Here is a 21,676-nt window from a genome sequence, read left to right as displayed (position 1 = left end):
GAGTGCCTTAAGCGCTTTATCGAAATCGAAGGGCTGGGACATGTGTCATTCCTTTTTGATTGTATATTACTGGAATGACACAGAATTTCTAACACTCCCTTTTGGCCTGGTAAGCGTATCTCTTTTGAGAAAGGATGAGCCTGTAAGTATGACCCACAAGTTCGTTTGGTGATTAGTTAAGTCCCGCCCGCGTTAGTCCTGGCGTACTTTTATCCCTTCTTTGCAGACGATATCCCACAATAAATGGACGTTCGGTTTTAGCAATCGGTAAATGGTGATTAATAAAATAATATTCCACTTTCTCTATCCACCTTTCCTTTCGTATTATATGCAAGAACTAGTCTTAATAATAAGCAAATACTTTGTCCCGAAATAGAGGACGAATGGTGGGCATGAGAGAAGGATGTTGGCGGAAGATCACAGGAGTCGAACCTGCCCGGGACCGCTGGCGGCCCCAACTGGATTTGAAGTCCAGCCGCCTCACCGGAGACGACGATCTTCCGCGCCTTGATTGCTACATGGAGGCGCGCGCATTATAGCTACTTCCTGACGTTTCCACATCCCCTCCCGTGCTTTTTTAACTTCCCTTTCCTTCTGCCATGATCGGTTTCATATAAACCCCCATAAAATCCATTAGTTACATTTCATCACACTTTTTGGCGCTACCCTGATCACAGAAAACAAGAATCGTAATTTGATAACCAAATAACGGAATATTCACGCTCGCAGGGAAGGTTTACAAAAACTGTAACCGGTATCAGTGAGCGTTGTGAGCGTTAAGGATGCGTAATGAAAAGTGAGATTCTCTCCGTTAAGGAGAAGATTGGCTATGGTATGGGCGATGCCGCGAGCCATATCATCTTTGATAACGTCATGTTATATATGATGTTCTTCTATACCGATATTTTCGGCATTCCCGCTGGTTTTGTCGGCACCATGTTTTTACTGGCGCGTGCGCTTGATGCCATCTCCGATCCTTGCATGGGCCTGCTGGCCGACCGTACCCGCTCTCGCTGGGGCAAATTCCGACCCTGGGTGCTGTTTGGCGCGTTGCCGTTTGGTATCGTTTGTGTGCTGGCTTATAGCACGCCGGATCTCAGTCTGAACGGCAAAATGATTTATGCCGCCATCACCTACACGTTGCTCACCCTTCTGTACACTGTGGTCAACATCCCTTACTGCGCGTTGGGGGGTGTAATAAATAACCAATGACCCAACGCAGCGTATCTCCCTGCAATCCTGGCGCTTTGTGCTGGCAACGGCGGGCGGAATGCTTTCTACCGTACTGATGATGCCTCTGGTGAAACTGATTGGCGGCGAGAATAAGGCGCTGGGCTTCCAGGGGGGTATCGCGGCGCTCTCGGTGGTGGCGTTCCTGATGCTGGCGTTCTGCTTCTTTACCACCAAAGAGCGCGTTGAAGCGCCTGCCACCCATACCTCCATGCGTGAAGACCTGCGTGATATCTGGCACAACGACCAGTGGCGCATAGTCGGCCTGCTCACCATCCTGAATATTCTGGCGGTATGCGTGCGCGGCGGGGCGATGATGTATTACGTCACCTGGATATTGGGCAAACCGGGCGTGTTTGTCGCCTTCCTCACCACCTATTGCGTCGGCAACCTGATTGGCTCGGCGCTGGCAAAACCGTTGACCGACTGGAAATGCAAAGTGAGCGTTTTCTGGTGGACCAATGCTTTACTCGCAGTAATCAGCGTGGCGATGTTCTTCGTACCGATGCACGCCACGATCGCTATGTTCGTCTTTATCTTTGTGATTGGCGTATTGCACCAGTTAGTCACGCCTATCCAGTGGGTGATGATGTCTGACACCGTCGACTACGGCGAATGGTGTAACGGCAAACGCCTGACGGGGATCAGTTTTGCCGGCACGTTGTTCGTGCTGAAACTGGGTCTTGCCCTCGGCGGGGCGCTGATTGGCTGGATGCTGGCAGGCGGCGGTTACGACGCGGCGGCGAAAACGCAAAACAGCGCCACGATCAGCATCATCATCGCTCTGTTCACTATCGTTCCGGCCATCTGTTATCTGCTGAGCGCCGCGATCGCTAAACGCTACTACACCCTGAAAAGCCCGTTCCTGAAAACCATTCTGGAACAACTGGCGCAGGGCGCACACCGCAACGAACAAGAATTTACCCATAAAGAATTGCAAAACTAAAGGAACAGACTATGAAAATTAGCGACGGAAACTGGCTGATCCAGCCTGGCCTTAATTTGATTCACCCGGTTCAGGTGTTCGACGTTGAACAGCACGGGAATGAGATGGTGATCTATGCCGCGCCGCGCGATGTCCGCGAACGAACCTGGCAACTGGATACCCCGTTGTTTAACCTACGCTTTTTCTCGCCGCAGGAAGGAGTGATAGGTGTACGGATGGAACACTTCCAGGGCGCTTTGGATAACGGCCCACATTATCCGCTCAATGTCTTGCAAGATATCAACGTGGAGATGCGGAACAACGCCGAATTTGCCGAACTCAAGAGCGGCAGCCTGAGCGTGCGCGTCACCAAAGGCGAGATCTGGTCACTGGATTTTCTGCGTAACGGTGTACGTATCACCGGTAGTCAGTTGAAAAATAACGGCTATGTGCAGGACACCAATAGCGGGCGCAACTACATGTTCGAGCGTCTGGATCTCGGCGTGGGCGAAACCGTCTACGGGCTTGGCGAGCGCTTTACCGCGCTGGTGCGTAACGGTCAGACGGTGGAGACCTGGAACCGCGACGGCGGCACCAGCACCGAGCAATCGTACAAGAATATCCCGTTCTATATCACCAACCGTGGCTACGGTGTGCTGGTGAATCATCCGCAGTGCGTGTCGTTTGAAATTGGCTCCGAGAAAGTCTCCAAAGTTCAGTTCAGCGTCGAGAGCGAGTATCTGGAATACTTCGTCATCGACGGCCCGCCCCCGAAAGACGTGCTGAACCGCTATACCCAATTTACGGGTCGTCCGGCGCTGCCGCCCGCCTGGTCGTTTGGCCTGTGGCTGACCACCTCATTCACCACCAACTACGACGAAGCGACCGTTAACAGTTTTATCGACGGTATGGCCGAGCGCAATCTGCCGCTGCACGTCTTCCACTTCGACTGTTTCTGGATGAAAGCTTTTCAGTGGTGCGATTTTGAATGGGACCCGGTGACTTTCCCCGATCCGAAAGGGATGATTCGCCGCCTGAAAGCGAAAGGGCTGAAAGTCTGCGTGTGGATTAACCCCTACATCGGCCAGAAATCCCCGGTCTTCCAGGAGCTGAAAGAGAAAGGATATTTGCTAAAACGCCCGGACGGCTCCTTGTGGCAGTGGGATAAATGGCAGCCGGGACTGGCGATTTACGACTTCACCAACCCGCAAGCCTGCGAATGGTATGCCGACAAGCTGAAGGGCCTGGTGGAGATGGGAGTGGACTGCTTCAAAACTGACTTCGGCGAACGCATTCCAACGGATGTGCAGTGGTTTGATGGTTCAGAACCACAGAAAATGCACAACCATTATGCCTACATCTACAACGAACTGGTGTGGAACGTGCTGAAAGAGACCGTCGGCGTTGAAGAGGCGGTGCTGTTCGCCCGTTCCGCCTCGGTGGGCGCGCAACAGTTCCCGGTGCACTGGGGCGGCGACTGCTACGCCAACTACGAATCGATGGCGGAAAGCCTGCGCGGCGGGCTGTCCATCGGCCTGTCAGGGTTTGGCTTCTGGAGTCATGATATTGGCGGATTCGAGAATACCGCGCCGGCGCATGTCTACAAGCGTTGGTGCGCATTCGGCTTGCTCTCCAGCCACAGCCGCCTGCACGGTAGCAAATCCTACCGGGTTCCGTGGGCCTATGACGACGAGTCCTGTGACGTGGTGCGCTTCTTCACCGAACAGAAGTGCCGGATGATGCCATATCTGTATCGGGAAGCGGCGCGTGCCAACGAAGCCGGTACGCCAATGATGCGGGCGATGATGCTGGAGTTCCCGGACGATCCGGCGTGTGATTATCTTGATCGCCAGTACATGCTGGGAGATGCGGTCATGGTAGCGCCGGTATTTAGTGAAGCGGGCGACGTGGAGTTCTATCTGCCAGAAGGCCGCTGGACGCACCTGTGGCGCAACGATGAAGTGCAGGGCAGCCGCTGGCATAAACAGCAACATGACTTCCTGAGTCTGCCAGTGTACGTGCGTGACAATACACTACTGGCGCTGGGCAACAATAGCCAGAAGCCCGATTACGCCTGGCATGAGGGTACGGCCTTCCAGTTATTCCATCTGGATGACGGCTGCGAAGCGGTCTGCGAAGTCCCTGCTACGGATGGTTCGACAATCTTTACGCTGCAGGCGAAACGCACAGGCAATACCATTACGGTGAGCGGCGAAGGCGAGGCGCGCAACTGGACGCTGTGTCTGCGTAATATTACGCAGATTAGCGGTACCAAATGCGGTTCATATGCGGGAAGTGAACTGGGCGTAGTGGTCACCCCGCAGGGAAATGAAGTGGTAATTACGCTTTAAATCTGAATCGCCGGATGGCGCCGTGAGCTGCGCCATCCGGCCTACAAATGAGCAAGAACCGTAAGCCCGGTAAGCGCCACCGCCACCGGGCAAGCCCTCAATTACAGCGCTGGCTCCGTTGACGTAACTTCCCCGCCGGACACCACGCCCGCTTGCATCGTCTGCGTTATCTGCTGCTTTTGTGCGTTGACCGCGTGTAATTGCCCGTTTACCGTCGGTTTCAACGGCGCATCGGCCTGAATATTGCCGCTGGCCGTGAGCTGAATATTGCCATCGCCAGCAATCGGTAATGCCGGCCAGCCCCACTGCTGTAGCACATCCATTGGTACGCCGCGTCCGTTCAGGCTGATTTGCGTCTGACGCTGCGGCAGTTGCGATACGCTGGCAGTGGCTTCCAGTATCCCTTTTCCAGTAAACGCGCTCAGATCGCTGATGTTGACCGTGCTGGCATTAGCCGTCAACGACAGCGACGGGCGGCGCACGTCCACACGGTTAAAGGTTGCCGCTGCGGCGTTGAGGGTCGCATTGCCGCTCCAGACGCCCCATTGATGATGTTGTACCAGCTCCAGGTTTGCGCCGTAGCCGTCCAGAGCGGTGATTTGCCACGGGAAGGCCGGGTCGATATCAATCACCAGATTGCGGCTGGCGCTGAATTTTTTCAGCGTCAGGCTGTTCAACCAGTCGGGCAGCGGCTTCATCCATAACTGCTTCCAGTTTTCCGGCAGCGTATACTCCAGCCCGGCGATAGCGGTATCGTCCAGAATAAGCGCTTTGCCTTCGCGTAACCAGGCGCCGGAAGTTCTGACCATACCGCCTTCCCAGCGGGTAGTGAACTGGCGTAGCGCAACGCCCTGTGGTGAAAATTCGGCGTTCAGGATTGGATCGAGCAAGTGCAGCGAGCCGTAAATAAACTCGCTGGCGTTCATCGATAATTTACCTTCCTGACTTTGCCAGTCTTCTTTGCGCAGAGTCAGATTGCGCAAACTCAGGTCAAGATCGGTGACTGCCCAGTCTGGTCCTTGCAGGCTGGAGTCCGTCACTTCAAGACGACCAATCTGCAAAGATGGAACCGTAGTAAGCGGCGCGAAAAACTCGCTCAGGGATTTATCGCTTTGTAACCGAATATCATTCAGCCGCAGATTTTCAACGACCCAACTACCGTCAGCGTTACGCCGGGCGACGCCGGTTAACGCTCCGCGCGCCATATCGGCGCCGACGGTGTTTAACATCACCTGATTATGGTCGATACTGCCTTCAATAAGCACATTAGTGGCGGGAACGTCGTTTAACGTCAGCGAACCAGCGCTCAGTTGGATCTGGGCTTTATTGCCCAATACCCGACCGGCTTCGGGGCGCCAGGGCATAACGCCGCCGTTAACGCGCTGGGCGCTCAACCGCCATTCGCTGCCGGGACTATTGAGCGCCATATTGCGAAGTTGCAGGCGGTCGGCCTCAAACGGGAAAGGGGCGGTTTGCACTGAAATATTCAGCGTGCCGTCCTGTAACAGAATCGTGTCGACATGCAGCGGCGCGGTTAACTGGCGAATGCTCAGACCGATATCTACGGTTTTCGCGACCAGGGTAGCAGGCTGACCATCACGACCAAAGGTCACATTCTCCAGTAAAAGATGGGATGGGGCGGAAAAACGATGATCCATCACGTCGAATGTAAGGTGATAACCGCTGTTCTCTGATATCCAGTTGCTGACATGATCTGCGCCCCAGCGCGTTTGCAGCAGAAAATAAAAGCCGAAAATCACCACTAAACAGGCGATCAGCACGTAGAGAAGCAACCTCCCAATCAATTTCATGGTCTTCCATCCCGTGAAATGCACATAGGGGATTTATGCACGATTTGCGTGCAATCCTCAAGACAGGAATGGTGAAAGAGCGTTACAGCAGCGGCGAATCGTGTCGCCGCCGCAGGGTTTTTACGGTTTTTCCGGCGGGAGAATCAGGTTCAGCACGATAGCCGTGATGCCGCCAGCGGCAATTCCGGATGAGAGCAGATTTTTCACCCATTCCGGCGCGAACTGCAGGATCTGCGGCTGTTGCGAGACGCCAAGACCCACGGCCAGCGACAGGGCGATAATCAGAATCGCGCGGCGGTTCAGCGGCTCACGCGAGACAATACGCACCCCGGAGGCGGCAATGGTGCCGAACATCACCAACGTGGCGCCGCCGAGCACCGGTTCCGGGATATGCTGCACAAAACCGCTTACCGCCGGGAACAGGCCGAGTACAATCAGCATCAGCGCGACGACAAATCCCACATAGCGACTGGCGACGCCAGTCAACTGAATTACGCCGTTGTTCTGACCGAAACAGGAATTCGGGAACGTATTAAATACCGCTGAAACAAATGAGTTCAGGCCGTTAGCCAGTACGCCGCCCTTTAGCCGTTTCATGTACAAGGGGCCGGATACCGGCTGCTCGGAGACATCAGAGGTGGCGGTGATGTCGCCGATGGTCTCCAGCGACGTAATCATAAAGACCAGCATCAACGGCAGTAACAGGTTCCAGTCAATGCCCAGACCATAATACAGCGGGGTCGGCACCATCAGGATGTCCTGTGAGACCGGCGCGTTATTCTCAGGCAACATGCCCATAAACCAGGCCAAAAGATAGCCAGCCGCCATGGCAATAACCAAAGAAGCCACGCGCAGGTAGGGATTACGCTGCCGATTCAGCAGGATAATAATGGCCAGGACGACGCCGGCCAGCAGCAGGTTTTTCGGTGCGCCAAAGGTGTTGTCGCTCATGGCGGCATAGCCGCCGCCGATGGAGGTTAGCCCCACCTGAATCAGCGACAGGCCAATAATCATCACCACGACGCCGGAGACTAACGGCGTGATAATCCGGCGCGCCAGATGTAGAATGCGAGAAAGCACCATCTCGGTGCAGCTTGCCAGCATCAGCGTGCCGAACAGCGCCGCCATCATCGTCGGGACATCCGCGCCGCCGGTTTTCAGCGCGGTACCGCCCATAATCAGCGGGGCGACAAAGTTAAAACTGGTTCCCTGGATGGATAACAGCCCCGATCCTACCGGCCCCCACGCTTTGATTTGAATAATAGAGGCTACGCCGGAGGCGAACAGCGACATGCTGATAATGTGCTGCGTATCCTGCGCCGGTAAACCCAACGCCTGGCAGATTAACAGCGCTGGCGTGATTACCGCGACAAACATAGCCAGCAGATGCTGACAAGCGGCAAAAAGGGTTTGAGGGAGCGGCGGTCGATCTTCAAGACGGTAAATTAATTCGCTGTTTTGCGTCTGCGCAACCGGTTGCGCATCTGCCGGCTCGATGGCGTTAACGGACATCAGGGACATTCTCGTGGTGGAAAAGCGGTGATTTTATCTGACCAGATGGTAAAAGCAAACGATTGCTAGCGAATATTCTTAATATTTAAAAAAGATAAATGCACCTTTTTATATAACTTTTTGCCTTTTTCTGCTTAAAATCCATGCCGAAGACTCGCAAAGAGCTAAAAAACTGACTCAGGAAATGATTTGTGCGCACATGTCACAGCGCACTACAGGAGCTTTAAATGTTTGAACTCGATACCTTATCGACCCTTGTCGCCGCCACGCTGGTGCTGCTACTGGGTCGCAAGCTGGTCCAGTCTGTCTCCTTACTGAAGAAATATACGATTCCGGAACCGGTGGCGGGGGGGTTACTGGTCGCGGTTGCTCTGCTTGTGCTGAAAAAAAGCGTCGGTTGGGAGGTCAACTTTGATATGACCCTGCGCGATCCGTTGATGCTGGCGTTTTTCGCGACGATCGGCCTTAACGCTAACCTTGCCAGCCTGCGCAAGGGGGGACGCGTTGTTGGCGTCTTCCTGGTAGTCGTGGTCGGATTACTGCTGATGCAGAATGCCATCGGTATCGGCATGGCGAGTCTGTTGGGGCTGGACCCGTTAATGGGGCTGATTGCCGGGTCAATTACGCTGTCCGGCGGACACGGTACCGGCGCGGCGTGGAGTAAACTGTTTGTCGAACGTTATGGTTTTGCCAATGCCACCGAAGTTGCGATGGCATGTGCAACCTTTGGCCTGGTGCTGGGCGGGTTGATTGGCGGCCCGGTAGCGCGTTATCTGGTGAAACACTCCACCACGCCGGATGGAATGCCTGACGATCAGGCCGTGCCGACAGCCTTTGAAAAGCCGGATGTGGGCCGTATGATCACCTCTCTGGTGCTAATCGAAACTATCGCCCTGATTGCTATCTGTCTGACCGTGGGCAAAATCGTAGCGCAGCTACTGGCGGGAACGGTGCTTGAACTGCCGGTCTTCGTTTGTGTGCTATTTGTTGGGGTGATCCTCAGCAATGGCCTGGCGCTGGTGGGTTTTTATCGCGTATTTGAGCGTGCTGTTTCGGTACTGGGGAACGTGAGTTTGTCACTGTTCCTGGCAATGGCGCTGATGAGCCTGAAGCTGTGGGAACTGGCGTCGCTGGCGCTGCCGATGCTGGCGATTCTGGTGGTACAGACCATCTTCATGGCGCTGTACGCGATCTTCGTCACCTGGCGCATGATGGGGAAAAACTACGATGCGGCGGTGCTGGCGGCGGGTCACTGTGGTTTTGGCCTTGGCGCAACGCCGACCGCCATTGCTAATATGCAGGCGATTACCGACCGTTTTGGCCCCTCGCATATGGCGTTCCTGGTGGTGCCGATGGTCGGCGCGTTCTTTATCGATATCGTCAATGCGTTGGTGATCAAGCTGTACCTGATGCTGCCAATGTTTGCCGGATAAAGATGAAAAAACGTTGCCGTCAACCTGAAACCCTGCGTGAACGCTGTCGTCATATTTTTGGCGATGAGCCGCCGGTTCTTAACGTATGGGAAGCGGAGTTTGACTATGCCGATGCTGAGTTGCAGGCGCTGGCGGCGACGGACTGGCGGCAGATTACCGATTGGCATCTGAGCGTTTATTATGTGCTGAATCTGGTTTACCACGAGCCGATGCAGCCGGAATTGTTTCGTTATCTGTTTCCTCTATGCCTTGCCTGTTGGCGCGAAACGCTGTTAACCCATGGCTATGGCGATCACTTCGAGGAGTCTTTCCTGCGCGCGTTACGGCGGCCTTATCTCTGGCGGGAAATGATGGATGCCGCTCAGCGCCAGCAGGTACGGCATTTTTTGCTGGAGACCATGCTGGCGCGAATCAATCACGAGCGCGGTTTCAATTCTCCGCTGACCTGGCTGGATACCTTCAATGTTCTCGGCGGCGTTGCGCCGTTTATCCGTTCGCTCTGGAATCAGTGGTGGTCACTGGATACGCCGGGTAAAGCGGTATGCGCGTTGCAGTACGCCGCGCATTTAATTTATCCGGTAGAGGTTAACCCGCTTTGGCCAGAAGGCTCGTGGCAGTGGCAACCGCCATTAGGTGCGACGGAAGAACCGTGGTTGGAAAATAATCTGGCGTTTTTAACCCGGCAGTTAACGTCGGAGATGATCCTCGACGGGGTGCAGAAGGCGGCGGCAATGCTGCGGGACGAGCCGGAGAGTGCGATGGCAACGCGTATCTCGCGCGATGCCCTGGCAGCCCAGGACGTTATCGCTATCCAGATTGAGGATCTTCTGTCGGCTCTGTCGCGCGGCGAATAGGATTAGGCGTTGGAATAACGTTCGGTTTCCGGCATCCAGCGCTCAATCAGCGCTTGTGCCTGCTGCGGATAACGTTCGTGAATATGACGGGCAATACGCTGAACTTCGGGGATCATGGCTTGATCGCGCAGCAAATCAGCTACTTTAAATTCGGCATTACCCGTCTGGCGCGTGCCCAGTAATTCCCCCGGGCCGCGAATCTCTAAATCTTTTTGTGCAATCACAAAGCCGTCGTTGCTGTCGCGCAATACCTGTAAACGCTTCTGCGCCGTTTTCGACAACGGCGATTTATAGAGCAGCACGCAGTGCGATGCGACCGCGCCACGGCCAACGCGTCCTCTGAGCTGGTGTAATTGCGCCAGGCCCAGTCGCTCCGGGTTTTCAATAATCATCAGGCTGGCGTTAGGAACATCGACCCCCACCTCAATCACCGTAGTGGCGACCAGCAGATGCAGTTCACCCTGCTTAAAGGCCTGCATCACCGCCTGTTTTTCGGCGGGCTTCATGCGGCCGTGTACCAGGCCGATATTCAACTCCGGTAACGCCAGCTTGAGCTCCTCCCAGGTGGCTTCCGCCGCCTGCGCTTCCAGCAGGTCGGACTCTTCAATCAGCGTACAGACCCAGTAGGCCTGACGGCCTTCGGTTGTGCAGGCGTTGCGCACACGATCAATGATTTCATGGCGACGGGTATCCGGAATCGCAACGGTAGTGACAGGGGTACGGCCCGGCGGTAGCTCGTCAATCACCGAGGTATCGAGATCGGCGTAGGCAGTCATCGCCAGGGTGCGCGGAATGGGCGTTGCGGTCATAATCAACTGATGCGGATGAAAGCCCTGTTGTTGGCCTTTTTCCCACAATGCCAGCCGCTGGTGGACGCCAAAGCGGTGCTGCTCATCGATAATGACCAGCGCCAGCCCGTTAAACTGCACCTGTTCCTGAAAGATAGCGTGGGTGCCGACAATCATCTGCACCTGACCGCTGGCAATAGCCTCTTGCTGCGCCTGACGCGCTTTACCTTTTTGCTTACCTGCCAGCCAACCCACTTCAACGCCCAACGGTTCGAACCAGTTGCGGAAATTATTTGCGTGCTGTTCAGCCAGCAATTCGGTCGGCGCCATCAGCGCCACCTGCTTACCATGAGCGATGGCGCGTAGCGCCGCCAGGGCGGCAACCAGCGTTTTCCCTGAACCGACGTCGCCCTGAACCAGACGCATCATCGGCACATCCAGCGCCATATCACGTTCGATCTCTGCCACCACCCGCGCCTGCGCGCTGGTGGGTTTAAACGGCAACGACGCCAGCAGCTTGTCTTTCAATATGTTGTTGGTACTTAGCGGCTGAGCGTGGTAGCGCTGCGCGCCTGCGCGAAGCGCCAGCATACTGAGGTTATGCGCCAGTAGCTCTTCAAGAATAAGCCGCCGCTGCGCCGGGTGTTTGCCGGTTTCTAAATCGGCGAGCTGGAGTGTCGGCGGCGGGCGATGCAAGGTACGTAGCGCCTCCGGCAGGCTCATCATACCCTGCGCCAGTTCCGGCGGCAGTAGTTCGGCAATGGCGCAGGTGTCGAGCAACTCCAGCGCCTGATCGGTAAGCTTGCGCAGTGTCGCTTGCTTCACGCCCTCGGTGGTCGGATAGACGGGGGTGAGCGTTTCCTGAAGTTCCGGCGTGCTGAGATCGCCCTGCAGGCGATATTCCGGATGGATCATCTCTGCGCCATACTTGCCGCGCTTCGCTTCCCCGTAGGCCAGCACACGTCGTCCCGTCGCCAGGCTGTTTTTCATCGCCGCGTTAAAATTGAAAAAGCGCATGGTAAGAATGCCGGAACCGTCGCTAATCTGGCAGGTCATCATCCGACGACCGCCGAAAGTGATATTGCAGTTCAGCACTTCACCTTCAACGGTGGCGTAGATGCCAGGCAGCAGTTCGCCAATGGGGTAGAGATGGGTACGGTCTTCGTAACGCAGAGGGAGGTGGAGCAGGAGGTCCTGCACGGTATGCAGGCCAATTTTCGCCAGTTTACTGCTTTGCGCTGCGCCGACGCCTGTCAGGGAATTGAGCGGAACAGCGTCTAACAAGCGGCCTGACATGGTGATTACCCTGCCGCCTGCATCGTCGCCCACCAGTCAGCATCGGCGTCGATTTCGCCCTGCTGATTGACGCGAGGATAAGGCAGACCTTTACGTTTAGCGACTTTCGCCAGCACCGGATAACCACCCTCAAACAGCAGGCGCTGCTGTTCATCTTCCGGCAACATGCTATTTTCACGCAGATACATGCCCGCGTTCTGTCGCTGGCGCTGGGCTTCATAAAGAATGAGCGCGGAGGCGACGGAAACATTCAGCGACTGTACCATGCCGATCATCGGAATGATGATATCCCGATCCGCCAGGTCTAATGCTTCCTGAGTAATACCGGTTTTCTCCTGACCCATCAGAATACAGGTCGGGCGCGTGTAATCAATCTCGCGAAAGTCTACGGCCTTATCAGAAAGATGGGTTGCCAGAATCTGCATTCCCCGTCCTTTCAAATGGGCTACCGCATCGCCAATGGTACGGTGAGTTTTCACCTGTACCCAACTGTTGCTGCCCGCCGCTGCGGAAGCCATGGTGCGCATCCGGCTACCAGGCCAGATGGCATGGACTTCATGGACACCAACGGCATCTGCGGTACGAATGATTGCAGAAACGTTATGAGGTTTGTGGACTTGCTCCATGCAGACCGTGAGATCAGGCTGACGCCTGGCGAGCATTTCGCATATACGCGCATAACGTTTTGGATTCATAGTGCTAGTTTCGGTTACGGGTGACTTTAATGACGTCTGGCATCACGCGGATTTTGCGCATGATATTCGCCAGATGTACGCGATCGCGTGCGGTAAGGCGAATAAAGGTACTATAGACGCGACCATCTTTCTCTTCAGTATTCAGGCTTTGAATATTGGAGGTGGTGGTATTAATCGCCGCCGTCAGGTTAGCCAGCGCGCCCTGATGGTTAAACATTTCCACCTTGATTTCGGTAATGAATTCCTGCTCCGTCTCTTTGTCCCATTCGACCGCCATAAATTTCTCTGGCTCTTTCTGGTATCCACGGATATTACGGCAGGATTCATGGTGGATCACCAGTCCTTTACCTGGGCTGACGTGAGCGATGATCGGGTCGCCTGGGATCGGACGACAACACTTCGCAAAGGTGATAAGCACACCATCCGCGCCTTTAATCGGCAGGTGGCCGTGATTCGATTGCGCAACGGTCGGCACCACGGCTTCGCCTTGCTGCAGATTTTTCGCGACCACTACGCTCATCGCGTTGCCGAGACCGATTTCCGCCAGCAGATCGTCAAGCGTTGCCAGCTTCATACGATCCAATTCGCGCTGAATATTTTCCTGCGGAATTTCCGCCAGCTTACGACTACCGCCTAAGGCATGGTTAAGCAGACGACGGCCCAGGCTTACGGAGTCATCACGTTTGAGGTTTTTCAGCAACTGACGAATTTTAGCGCGCGCTTTAGAGCTGACGACAAAGTTCAGCCAGGCGGCGTTGGGACGCGCGCCCGGCGCGGTAATAATTTCGACGGTCTGACCGCTGCTAAGCGGCTGCGACAGTGGATAAGGCTGCCGGTCAACACGCGCGCCGACGCAGGCGTGGCCGATGTCGGTATGCACTGCATAGGCAAAATCCACCGGCGTAGCGCCAGCGGGCAGTTCGACAATGCGTCCTTCCGGGGTGAAAACGTAAATCTCATCCGGGAAGAGATCGGATTTTACGCTTTCGATAAATTCAAACGAACTACCGGCGCTCTGTTGTAGCTCCAGCAGGCTCTGCATCCAGCGCTGGGCGCGGATCTGCGCCGTGGTGCTGGTCTCACCGTGTTCTTTATACGCCCAGTGCGCCGCGACCCCCATTTCCGCCATCTGATCCATGTCTTCGGTACGGATCTGGACTTCAACAGGAACGCCGTGCGGGCCGATCATTGAGGTGTGCAAAGACTGATAGCCGTTCGCTTTGGGAATGGCAATATAGTCTTTCACCCGTCCCGGACGCGGCTTATAGAGACTGTGCATCTGGCCGAGTACGCGATAGCAGGTATCGGAGTCATGAACGATGACGCGGAAAGCGTAAATGTCCATGATCGAGTGAAAACGCTGCTCTTTGAGCACCATTTTGCAGTAGATCGAGTAAAGATGTTTTTCGCGACCGCTAACGCGACACGGAATTCCCGCCTCTTGCAAACGTCCTTCGATTTCAGAGAGGATTTTTTGGATCATCTCCTTACGGTTGCCGCGCGCCGCTTTTACCACTTCTTTGATGACGCGGTAACGATTGGGATACAGCGCTTCAAAACCCAGCTCTTCCAGCTCGGTTTTGATGTGATGAATACCTAAACGGTGCGCCAGAGGACTGTAGATTTCCAGCGTTTCACGGGCAATACGACGACGTTTATCCGGGCGTAACGAGCCCAGCGTGCGCATGTTATGGGTACGGTCAGCAAGCTTAATAAGAATGACGCGGATATCCTGCACCATCGCCATAATCATTTTGCGAAAGTTTTCGGCCTGCGCCTCTTTCTTATCGCGGAACTTGAGCTTATCAAGTTTCGACACCCCCTCTACCAGCTCGGCAACGCTTTTACCGAAAAGCTGTTCCATGTCCTGATAGGTGGCGGGGGTATCTTCAATCACGTCATGCAGCAGAGCGGCCATCAACGTTTCGTAGTCGAGTTTCATCTCGGCCAGAATACAGGCCACCGCTACCGGGTGCGTGATATAGGGTTCACCGCTTGAACGTGTCTGGCCCTCGTGAGCGTCACGTGCAACGAGATACGCCTGCCGAAGACGCTTAATCTGGTCTTCCGGCAGGTAGGTTTGAATCAGTTGATTCAGGCTTTCAAACAGATACAAGGGCGACCCGCTTTGTGATTAACGACGACCTTCAGCAATAGCGGTAACGGCTTGTAATTCAGCGGCTTCCTGCTCTTGCTGTTCCTGGCGCTCGCGGACGTCAAGGATCTGGTTGTTAATCAGACCTTCTTCGATTTCGCGCAGCGCGATAACGGTAGTTTTATCGTTTTCTTCCGGTACCAGCGGATCCTTTCCGCCTACCTGCATCTGACGAGCGCGACGCGCGGCGACCAGTACCAGGTCAAAACGGTTACCAATTTTCTCTACAGCGTCCTGAACAGTTACGCGTGCCATACTTAAAATGCTCCACAGGTGAAGAAATGACTGGGCATGATACTGAAAGTGGGTTCAGTCTGCCAACAATTTGCTGATTAAAGCGTCATGACGCTGCTTTTGGCGGCTCATACGCAGACGTTCAGCGCGAATGATGGTTTTCAAGTCGCTTAACGCGGTATCAAAGTCGTCATTCACAATAAGATAATCATATTCGGCGTAATGGCTCATTTCTGCAACCGCTTGCGCCATTCGTTTGGCAATGACTTCTTCGCTATCTTGCCCGCGGCCGCGTAAACGGCGATCCAATTCGATCTTTGATGGCGGCAAAATAAAAATGCTGCGTGCTTGCGGCATCTTTTCGCGAATTTGCTGGGCGCCCTGCCAGTCGATATCCAGAAAAACATCAACGCCGGTTGCCAGCACTTGCTCAATGGTTTCGCGCGAAGTGCCGTAGTAATTGCCAAACACTTCCGCGTGCTCCAGAAACGCCTCCCTGCCAATCATGGTTTTAAACTCATCATGATTTACAAAGAAATAGTGCTCACCGTGCACTTCACCCGGACGCGGCGCGCGCGTGGTATGTGAAACGGAAACCTGAGTGTCATACAACGGTTGGGTTTTTAATAAAGCCTGAATCAGGCTGGATTTACCCGCGCCACTGGGGGCAGAAACAATATAAAGCGTACCTTGAGCCATGAGTATCTTACGTCTGTGATTATCGAAATAGAGCCTTGATACGGGCTTATTATACACATCGCCGTTATGCGACGTAGTCTTTGTCACACTTTTTGCGCCAGATTATTGCATTTTGCGTCCCTTTTTCCGCTTTTATCGCGTCGTTGCAGCAACCCACCAAAAAATCTGGAAAGCGGCTCGGATGATGCATTTTTACCTGTCAGTTTTTATTCACTAAAGCGCTATACCTGCCGGGCAATGTGCGCAGGAGGTCGTGATGAGATTATGGAAAAGTATGGCGTGGGGAATTTTATTGTGGCATTCGCAGAGTGGGGCGCTTTGCCCGGCCTGGCCGCCAGCAAGGGCCGCTGAAGAAATCGCCCGTTTACAGCAACAGCTCGCTGACTGGAATGACATCTACTGGAAACAAGGTGTTAGCGCGGTTGACGATAGTGTGTACGACCAACTCAGCGCAAGGCTGGTTCAGTGGCAACGCTGTGTTGGTCAGGATGTTTCATCTACTCCGGTTTCACCGCCGTTAAACGGTACAACAATGCATCCTGTTGCGCATACGGGCGTACGCAAACTCGCGGACCGGCAGGCGGTAGAACAGTGGATGCGCGGGCGCAGCGAGCTTTGGATACAACCAAAAGTGGATGGCGTAGCGGTAACGCTGGTTTATCAAAACGGTAAACTGGCCAGGGCTATCAGCCGGGGTAACGGACTACAAGGCGAGGACTGGACGCCAAAAATTCGCCTGATCCCCTCTATACCGCAGACAACACAAGGCGCGCTAGCTAACGCGGTGTTGCAGGGCGAAATCTTTCTACAGCGCGAGGGGCATATCCAGCAACGGATGGGCGGGATGAATGCGCGCTCGAAAGTCGCAGGAATGTTAATGCGCCAGGATAACGCCTCCGCGCTAAATTCGTTGGGTATTTTTATTTGGGCGTGGCCGGACGGTCCGGCAAATATGCCCGAAAGATTAAGCCAACTTGCTAAGGCTGGATTCAGTCTGACGAAGAAATATTCCCTGGCGGTAAAAGATGCCAGCGAGGTCGAGCGGGCGCGCCAGTCATGGCTGACGTCAGCGTTGCCCTTTGTGACGGATGGCGTAGTGATACGCATGGCTAAAGAGCCCGCGGCACAATACTGGCGACCCGGGCAGGGCGACTGGCTGGCAGCATGGAAATATCCGCCAGTAGCGCAGGTCGCGCAAGTGAGCGCTATTCAGTTCTCGGTGGGGAAAAGCGGCAAAATTACCGTAGTAGCGTCGCTTGTCCCCGTTATATTGGATGATAAGCGGGTTCAGCGGGTCAATATCGGTTCTGTGAAACGTTGGGAAGCGTGGGATATCGCGCCGGGCGATCAGATCCTGGTGAGTCTGGCGGGGCAAGGCATTCCCCGGCTTGATGAGGTCGTCTGGCGGAGTCGTGAGCGGAGTAAACCTGTACCGCCTGATAGCCATTTCAACTCGCTGACCTGCTTTTACGCGTCGGCAACGTGTCAGGAACAGTTTATCTCCAGGCTGGTATGGCTGGGGTCACGGTCGGCGTTGGGTCTGGACGGAATGGGTGAAGCCAGCTGGCGGGCCTTGCATCAGACGCATCGCTTTGAGCATATCTTCTCCTGGCTTGCCCTGACGTCAGCGCAAATAGCCAACACGCCAGGCTTTGCTAAAGGAAAAAGCGAGCAGATATGGCGGCAATTTAACCTGGCGCGCCGGCAGCCGTTTACCCGCTGGATCATGGCGATGGATATCCCCTTAACGCAGGCCGCATTACAGGCCAGCGGCGATCGTTCATGGGAGCAGTTATTAATGCGAACAGAGCAACACTGGCGGCAGTTGCCAGCGACGGGCGAGCGTCGTGCCGGGAGAGTCATCGACTGGCGGAATAATCTGCAGATCAAAGCGCTGAGCAGATGGCTGGCTGCTCAGCATATTCCCGGATTTGGGTCTTAGTGCCCTTCATGGCGGTAATAAAATACCGGCAGGCCAAGTTTAAGACGTAGCGCTAATAACCTTGCTGTAAAGCCAAACAGTAGCGTAGAGATAACGACGACATCCGGATTCATGACGTAATGTTGCAGCGCAATATAGAGCACCGCCGAGGCGAACGAAATGCCGGCATATAGCTCTTTTTGAAACACCAGTGGAATGCGTTTGCAGAACATATCGCGGAGCACGCCGCCAAAGACGCCGGTAGTGACGGCAGCCACCACGGCGATAATTGGCCCTTCGCCCATATCAAGGGCTATCTGAGCGCCAATAATAGAGAAAACCACCAACCCCAGCGCGTCAAGTACCAGGAAAAGCTTGCGTAAATAGGGCATGACGGGGGCAACAATGGTGGTCAATACAGCGGCAGTCGCCACAATAATGACATATTCGGGATGCTTCACCCAACCCAGCGGATAGTGACCGAGCAGAATGTCGCGAACCGAGCCTCCACCAATGGCGGTGGCGGTAGCAATAATAATTACGCCGAATGTATCCATGCGACGACGACCCGCAGCGAGTGCGCCCGTCATGGCCTCGGCAGTGATGCCAATTAAATAAAGAACGTGCAACAGCATGATTTCCCCCTAATTTACTGGGGGCGAAGATTAACGATTTGTGCGCTGTATCACGATTGAGATTTTCTAAGGCATTACACGATTAATAAATTTTAGTAATGATTTTAAATTTATAATTAATAATTATTTATTATAAATATCAATAAATTGAACATCATTTTTGTGGTTTATTGTATGCGGGGTTTTTCTGTTTTGACTTAGATAAATTAAAATAACGGCGCCCTGGACGCGCCGCCGGTGAGTCATTTCATTATGGCTGCTGTGCGGTAAGTTGTGTGATGAAGCGCTGACGCGAGCGTTCCACATACTGTTGCAACCCATTGGAATCAAAGAATGCGTGTGTATCGCCGTTGCGAAGTTGCTGTCGTTTCTCCAGTAGCCCGAAGCGGTCACCTTTGTTGGCAATAAAGATATCAACACGCTGGGCGGCCAGTGTCTTAAAGCTGCTCTGAATATCAGTAACCAGGTCAGGGTAATTTTTGTTGTTAATCAGCAGATAGTCAGGTGTGGCGAGACTATCTGCGTAAATTAGCGTCTTGCCGTTGCGGAGCGTTACGCGCCAGGAGGTTGAGCCGGGTAGATGTCCAGGCGTGAATAGCGCTGTCACGGTTATCCCTCCGAGGCTGATGCTTTCCTGGTTGTGGATAATTTTATCGGTGGTGACGGGCGGAAAGGGGAGCGCATCGCCAAGCGCAAAATCCTCTCGTCCACCCCTCGCCATCTGATCGGCGTTGGGTTGGCTGGCGACCAATTGTGCGCCGCTCCACGCTTTCAAACGTGCCATGCCCCCCGCTTGATCCAGCCGCGCATGGCTATTCAACAGATAGCGCACGTCTGTGAGGCGGAATCCTGCCGCTTCAATATTCGCTTTAATTTGCGGTGCGCTTTCATCCAACCCCGCATCAATAAGAATATGCCCTGCCGGAGTGGTCAGCAGAATAGAAGAGAGATTTTCCGTGCCGACATACCACACGCCTTCTGTGATTTGAAACGGCTTTATAGGCTTAGCCCACGCTTTAAACAGTGATAACGGAGGCGCGGGTGATAACGGTTGTGAAGGATCTAATGCCGCCATGGCAGGAAGTGCTGATGTTGAAAATATACATACAAAGAATAATGCATAGCGATTCATAATGTTCTCCTGATTGAAGCGCCCGCAGTATACCTGGCAGTAATTTAGCCAGGTTCAATAAGAGAGACGTTTAATGAACTTGCTGCAAATGGATATGAACCTGTTAAAAGTACTGTATGTGCTGCTGGAGACGAGCTCTACGGGGAAAACGGCGCAAAAGCTGGCTTTGTCGCCTTCTGCGGTAAGTCATGCGCTAATGAGATTGCGCGATGCGCTAAACGATCCGTTGTTTCGACGGGAAGGGAACCGCCAGATTGCTACGCCTTATGCGCAGGCGCTGCGTGACAAATTGGCGCCTGTGTTTGTTTCGCTTAATGAGGAGCTGTTTGGCGATAAAGAGAACGGCTCCCGTTGTTTTCGGGTGGTACTTCCTCCCGCATTGAACGCGCTGCTTACGCCCGTTCTCGCAGAGAAAGGTCATCTTCATCAGGCGGTGATCGAGTGCCTTCCTTTTGCCCGCCGACCCTGGCGTGATGAACTGTTGGATAGCTCGGTTGATTTGGTGCTGGCAATTGGCGACCATCAAAAGCAGGTCAGCGCTCTGCATTACGAGCGGGTGGGGACGACGCGTTTGATCGCGGTTTATGGCGCGCCATTGCGTTCACGTCTGGAGAATGCCACAGCGTTGAATTTTGCTGATCTACAGCATTATCAACACATTTACTGTTTGCCGTGGACAAAAGAGAACAACGAACTGGACAGGCAGCAGGCTCGTGCCGGGTTTGAACGTCCGCTGACGTTTGTTTGTCATGATTACAGTCAACTTGCGCCTGCTGTCCAGTCGGCGCCGCTAATGGCGATTGTACCGCGCCCCTGGTATGAAAATTTATCCGATAAGCGCGGTCTTTTTGTCCTGCCGCTTGCCGGGGAGCAGGCGGAAGGAGCTATTTTTATGCAGTATCGGGCTTCAACGGTAGAGTGGAAGCGACGCCTTATCGACGCTATTCGCCGGAAATTAAAAACGTACTACCGATAAACGCGAGAGCCCGCATAAGGCGGGCTCTGTGACATATTGAGCGCCAGAATTATTCAATATTCTGGATTTGCTCGCGCATTTGCTCGATCAACACTTTTAATTCAATAGCGGAGTTAGTTACATCAGCGTTGATGGATTTGGAGGCCAGGGTGTTCGACTCACGGTTAAATTCTTGCATCATGAAGTCCAGACGGCGACCTACCGCCTCTTTTTTCTTCAGAATGTTGTAAGTCTCTTTGACGTGCGCTTCCAGACGATCCAGCTCTTCCGCCACATCAATGCGTTGCGCCATCATCACCAGCTCTTGCTCCAGACGGTTGTTTTCCAACTGAACCTGAGCATCTTCCAGCTTCGCGACCAGGCGTTCACGCTGCCATTGCAGGATTTCCGGCATATGCGCGCGGACTTTCGCTACTTCGGAGCTGACGCCTTCCAGACGTTGTTCAATCAGCGCTTTCAGCGCCTGGCCTTCCGTTTCGCGCGCGACGATAAAGTCATCCAGCGTACCGTCCAGTGCGGCTAAAATTTCTGCGGCAATCGCGTCCAGATCCTGCTCTTGCGCCGCCATGACACCTGGCCAGCGCAAAATATCAACCGGATTGATTTCCCCTTCGTCGCTCTGCATTTTGACCCAGTTTGCGGCGCTAACTAATTGTTTCGCGAGCTTTTCATTCAGAATAAGCTCGCCTTGCGCGCTGGCATCGGGTTCAAAACGCAGCATACATTCGACTTTGCCGCGCGTCAGGCGTGTACGAATGCGTTCGCGCACGACGGGTTCAAGACTACGGAACTGTTCCGGCAGACGAAAGTAAGTTTCCAGATAACGCTGGTTTACCGAGCGCATTTCCCAGGTCGCGCTACCCCATTCACCCTTGATTTCACGCCGGGCGTAGGCGGTCATACTGCGGATCATAGATGTTCCCGTTTTTAAAGGAGAGATGAGGGGATTATAGCTATCCAGGCCTTGTCAGGATAGGAATAACCATCGGAAGTCCGTATAATGCGCAGCCACATTCGTTTTAAGCCGGA

At 54.1% G+C, this 21,676-nt stretch carries 15 protein-coding genes, 1 tRNA gene and 1 pseudogene; 6 read left to right on the top strand and 11 right to left on the bottom strand.

All coding sequences use genetic code 11. The annotated features are described in order from the left end of the window. Nucleotides 1-407: 407 nt before the first annotated feature. Nucleotides 408-502, bottom strand: a tRNA-Sec gene (locus ACLJR2_RS04980). A 287-nt stretch (nucleotides 503-789) separates the two neighbouring features. Here ACLJR2_RS04980 and ACLJR2_RS04975 point away from each other — a divergent pair. Both ACLJR2_RS04975 and yicI read left to right on the top strand, forming a co-directional pair. Continuing rightward, nucleotides 790-2,176: pseudogene (locus ACLJR2_RS04975) on the top strand (glycoside-pentoside-hexuronide family transporter). Between the two features lie 11 nt (nucleotides 2,177-2,187). Next, nucleotides 2,188-4,506, top strand: a complete 2,319-nt coding sequence (yicI, locus tag ACLJR2_RS04970; RefSeq protein ID WP_000702983.1) for an alpha-xylosidase — start codon at nucleotides 2,188-2,190, stop codon at nucleotides 4,504-4,506. Between the two features lie 101 nt (nucleotides 4,507-4,607). Here yicI and ACLJR2_RS04965 read toward each other — a convergent pair whose 3' ends face one another. Beyond that, nucleotides 4,608-6,317: an AsmA family protein gene (locus ACLJR2_RS04965; protein WP_000766654.1), complete on the bottom strand. Its 1,710-nt coding sequence runs from the start codon at nucleotides 6,315-6,317 to the stop codon at nucleotides 4,608-4,610. Between the two features lie 120 nt (nucleotides 6,318-6,437). Then, a complete protein-coding gene (xanP, locus tag ACLJR2_RS04960; RefSeq protein WP_000115428.1) occupies nucleotides 6,438-7,829 on the bottom strand; it encodes a xanthine/proton symporter XanP in 1,392 nt (463 codons plus the stop codon). 227 nt (nucleotides 7,830-8,056) lie between these two features. On the opposite strand from xanP, the gene gltS reads away from it, so the two are divergent. Together gltS and ACLJR2_RS04950 are read left to right on the top strand one after the other, a co-directional pair. Next, nucleotides 8,057-9,262: a sodium/glutamate symporter gene (gene gltS, locus ACLJR2_RS04955; RefSeq protein WP_000462251.1), complete on the top strand. Its 1,206-nt coding sequence runs from the start codon at nucleotides 8,057-8,059 to the stop codon at nucleotides 9,260-9,262. Nucleotides 9,263-9,264: 2 nt separating this feature from the next. Continuing rightward, on the top strand, nucleotides 9,265-10,116 hold the full coding sequence (locus ACLJR2_RS04950) for a hypothetical protein (RefSeq protein ID WP_000745469.1): 852 nt from the start codon (nucleotides 9,265-9,267) through the stop codon (nucleotides 10,114-10,116). A 2-nt stretch (nucleotides 10,117-10,118) separates the two neighbouring features. On the opposite strand, the gene recG is transcribed toward ACLJR2_RS04950, so the two are convergent. From recG to gmk, 5 genes are read right to left on the bottom strand one after another with little or no spacing between them, the layout of a single operon-like run. Next, nucleotides 10,119-12,200 (bottom strand): ATP-dependent DNA helicase RecG, encoded by a 2,082-nt coding sequence (gene recG / locus ACLJR2_RS04945; RefSeq protein WP_000016748.1) that lies wholly within the window; start codon nucleotides 12,198-12,200, stop codon nucleotides 10,119-10,121. 5 nt (nucleotides 12,201-12,205) lie between these two features. Next, on the bottom strand, nucleotides 12,206-12,895 hold the full coding sequence (gene trmH, locus ACLJR2_RS04940) for a tRNA (guanosine(18)-2'-O)-methyltransferase TrmH (protein WP_001068436.1): 690 nt from the start codon (nucleotides 12,893-12,895) through the stop codon (nucleotides 12,206-12,208). A 4-nt stretch (nucleotides 12,896-12,899) separates the two neighbouring features. Next, nucleotides 12,900-15,011 carry a bifunctional GTP diphosphokinase/guanosine-3',5'-bis pyrophosphate 3'-pyrophosphohydrolase gene (gene spoT, locus ACLJR2_RS04935; protein WP_000280481.1) on the bottom strand — a complete coding sequence of 704 codons (2,112 nt, stop codon included), beginning with the start codon at nucleotides 15,009-15,011 and terminating at the stop codon, nucleotides 12,900-12,902. Nucleotides 15,012-15,029: 18 nt separating this feature from the next. Further along, complete coding sequence (gene rpoZ / locus ACLJR2_RS04930; protein WP_000135058.1) at nucleotides 15,030-15,305, bottom strand: DNA-directed RNA polymerase subunit omega; 276 nt, start codon at nucleotides 15,303-15,305, stop codon at nucleotides 15,030-15,032. Between the two features lie 54 nt (nucleotides 15,306-15,359). Then, complete coding sequence (gene gmk, locus ACLJR2_RS04925; RefSeq protein WP_000046966.1) at nucleotides 15,360-15,983, bottom strand: guanylate kinase; 624 nt, start codon at nucleotides 15,981-15,983, stop codon at nucleotides 15,360-15,362. 256 nt (nucleotides 15,984-16,239) lie between these two features. Here gmk and ligB point away from each other — a divergent pair, with 256 nt between their 5' ends. Then, nucleotides 16,240-17,925: an NAD-dependent DNA ligase LigB gene (ligB, locus tag ACLJR2_RS04920; RefSeq protein WP_001241822.1), complete on the top strand. Its 1,686-nt coding sequence runs from the start codon at nucleotides 16,240-16,242 to the stop codon at nucleotides 17,923-17,925. Here the strand turns inward: ligB and ACLJR2_RS04915 are convergent. Together ACLJR2_RS04915 and ACLJR2_RS04910 are read right to left on the bottom strand one after the other, a co-directional pair. Continuing rightward, nucleotides 17,922-18,539, bottom strand: a complete 618-nt coding sequence (locus ACLJR2_RS04915; RefSeq protein WP_000924334.1) for a trimeric intracellular cation channel family protein — start codon at nucleotides 18,537-18,539, stop codon at nucleotides 17,922-17,924. The genes ligB and ACLJR2_RS04915 overlap by 4 nt on opposite strands. A 250-nt stretch (nucleotides 18,540-18,789) precedes the next feature. Further along, complete coding sequence (locus ACLJR2_RS04910; protein ID WP_001082959.1) at nucleotides 18,790-19,671, bottom strand: HARLDQ motif MBL-fold protein; 882 nt, start codon at nucleotides 19,669-19,671, stop codon at nucleotides 18,790-18,792. A gap of 73 nt (nucleotides 19,672-19,744) precedes the next feature. On the opposite strand from ACLJR2_RS04910, the gene ACLJR2_RS04905 reads away from it, so the two are divergent. Next, a complete protein-coding gene (locus ACLJR2_RS04905; protein WP_001050867.1) occupies nucleotides 19,745-20,647 on the top strand; it encodes a LysR family transcriptional regulator in 903 nt (300 codons plus the stop codon). Between the two features lie 49 nt (nucleotides 20,648-20,696). Here the strand turns inward: ACLJR2_RS04905 and ACLJR2_RS04900 are convergent, their stop codons facing one another. After that, nucleotides 20,697-21,560, bottom strand: a complete 864-nt coding sequence (locus tag ACLJR2_RS04900; protein WP_000621353.1) for a YicC/YloC family endoribonuclease — start codon at nucleotides 21,558-21,560, stop codon at nucleotides 20,697-20,699. Nucleotides 21,561-21,676: the final 116 nt, after the last annotated feature.

Source organism: Salmonella sp. SAL03688, assembly GCF_046551895.1.
GTDB lineage: Bacteria > Pseudomonadota > Gammaproteobacteria > Enterobacterales > Enterobacteriaceae > Salmonella > Salmonella enterica.
This window is presented reverse-complemented; position numbering and strand designations above follow the sequence as displayed.